At 64.5% G+C, this 2222-nt stretch carries 3 protein-coding genes; all 3 read right to left on the reverse strand.

Annotated elements, in window-relative coordinates; all coding sequences use genetic code 11:
- Positions 1 to 243 (reverse strand): beta-ketoacyl synthase N-terminal-like domain-containing protein (locus AB4Z47_RS30575; protein ID WP_441956173.1); only part of this gene is annotated, 243 nt, incomplete at its 3' end.
- Positions 244 to 297: 54 nt separating this feature from the next.
- Positions 298 to 696: an acyl carrier protein gene (locus tag AB4Z47_RS30580; RefSeq protein WP_441956175.1), complete on the reverse strand. Its 399-nt coding sequence runs from the start codon at positions 694 to 696 to the stop codon at positions 298 to 300.
- The coding region (locus AB4Z47_RS30585) for an MDR/SDR family oxidoreductase (protein WP_441956177.1) at positions 693 to 2222 on the reverse strand (1530 nt) is incomplete at its 5' end. The genes AB4Z47_RS30580 and AB4Z47_RS30585, both read right to left, overlap by 4 nt.

Genomic DNA, 2222 nt, shown 5'->3' on the forward strand with positions numbered 1-2222 from the left:
GAACAACCGCTCCAAATCCCAGCCCCGATCCGACGGATACTCCCCCACCGCATCCACACCCTCGGCAACCAACCGCCACAAATCCTCCGGCGACCGCACACCACCCGGATACCGACACGCCATACCCACTATCGCAATCGGCTCCCGCGACCGGTCGGTGACTTCGCGCAGCTGTTGTTTGGTCTCGTACAGCTCTTTCGCAGTCTTCTTGAGATACCGGCGAAGCTCGTCGTTGTCGGCCATTACTGGAACTCCTGGTGGTGCTGGTTCAGCGGTTGTTGGTCTATGAATTCGAATTCAGAGCTGGTCGATGAATTCGAAGAGTTCGCGGTCGTCCGCGTCGTCGAGGCTGTCGGCGTCGCCGGCCAGGACTGTCGCGCTCGTGTCTTTGCCCTCGAGCTCACGCAACAGCGCGGTCAACTTGCCTGCGATGTCGGAACGGTCCGCAGGCGAGAGATCGGCCGCGGCGCAACTGCGCGCCAGCGATTCGACCTCGACCGCGATCCGCTCCGCCGGATCGTCGACCGGGACGATCTCCTGGCGCAGGAAACCGGCCAGTTCCGCCGGTGTCGGGTAGTCGTACATTGCGGTCGCCGGCAACTGCACCCCGACAGCCGATTTCAGCCGGTTGCGGAACTCCATGACACCGAGCGAATCGAAACCGATATCGCTGAACGGCTTGTCCGGGGCAGTCACCTCCGGCGCATGATCGCGCGCAGCTCATCGGGACCGGCCTCGGCGAGAGCAGTCCGGTCGATCCGGACCGCCACGAACGTGGACTTGCCGCCCGCCAACGCGGCGTCGAACAGTGCCATGCCTTCGTCGTCGCTCAGCGGAGGGAAACCTTCGCGCCGYMACCGGGTGATATCGGCCTCGCCGAGGGCACTGGTCATGCCGCTGCTTTCCCGCCACGGTGCCCATGCCAGCGACGTCGCTGGCAAACCGGTCACCTGCCGGTACTGCGCCAACGCATCGAGGAAGACATTGGCCGCGGCATAATTCGCCTGCCCCGCACTACCGATCACACCCGCGATCGAGGAATACAACACGAACATCGACAGATCGAGATCCTTGGTCGCCTCGTGCAGATTCCACGCCGCATCCACCTTCGGCCGCAACACCGTCGCGATCTGCTCCGGCGTCATCGCATCGAACACACCATCGGCCAACACACCCGCGGCATGAACAACACCGGTCAACGGATGCCGCGACGAAATCCCCGCCAACACCGCATCCAACGCGACCCGATCAGCCGCATCACAAGCGACCACCTCCACATGCGCGCCGAGCGCGGTGAGCTCACCGGTCAGTTCGGCCGCACCGGGCGCCTGCCCGCCACGCCTGCTCGCCAACACCAACCGACGCACACCATGCGCGGTGACCAGGTGCCGCGCCAGGACCGCACCCAATCCCCCGGTACCGCCCGTGATCAAGACGCTACCCTCGGGCCGCAACGGAGTCGGCACGGTGAGCACGTTCTTACCGATATGCCGGGCCTGGCTGAGATACCGGAACGCTTCGGGTGCCCGCCGCAGATCCCACGCGGTCGTCGGGRAAGGCGCCAACGCCCCGGCATCGAAAAGTTCGACCAGAGCCGCCAAGATCTCGTGGAGCCGATCCGGATCCACATCCAGCAGCATGAAACTGCGGTAATCCACCCCGGGGTGTTCGGCGGCCACCTCGCCCGGGTCACGTCGGTCGATCATGCCCATCTCGACGAACCGACCACCCCGCGGCAGCAACCGCAACGACGCGTCCACGAATTCTCCGGCCAGAGAATCCAACACGATATCCACACCACGACCGCCGGTGACATCGAGGAACTTCCCCTCGAAATCCACGCTGCGCGAGTCACCGATCACCGAATCGTCGAACCCCAAGTCACGCAACACATTCCATTTGGGTTCACTAGCGGTGACAAGCAACCGCAAACCCAGATGCCGCGCAAGCTGCACAGCCGCCATACCCACACCACCCGTGGCCGCGTGCAGCAACAACGTCTCACCAGGCTGCGCCCCAGCCAGATCCACCAGGCTGTAGTAGGCGGTCGCGTACACCACCGGCACCGCGGCCGCCTGAGCGAACGACCACCCCTGCGGAATCGGCGCAAGCAAGCGATGATCGACCACCGCAGCCGAACCAACACCCGACATGAACCCGAAAACCCGGTCACCGACCACGAACTCGGTCACATCGGCAGCGACCTCGAGCACGACTCCGGC

Origin of the sequence: Nocardia sp. 2TAF39, from assembly GCF_052114905.1 — a bacterium.
Taxonomy (GTDB): domain Bacteria; phylum Actinomycetota; class Actinomycetes; order Mycobacteriales; family Mycobacteriaceae; genus Nocardia.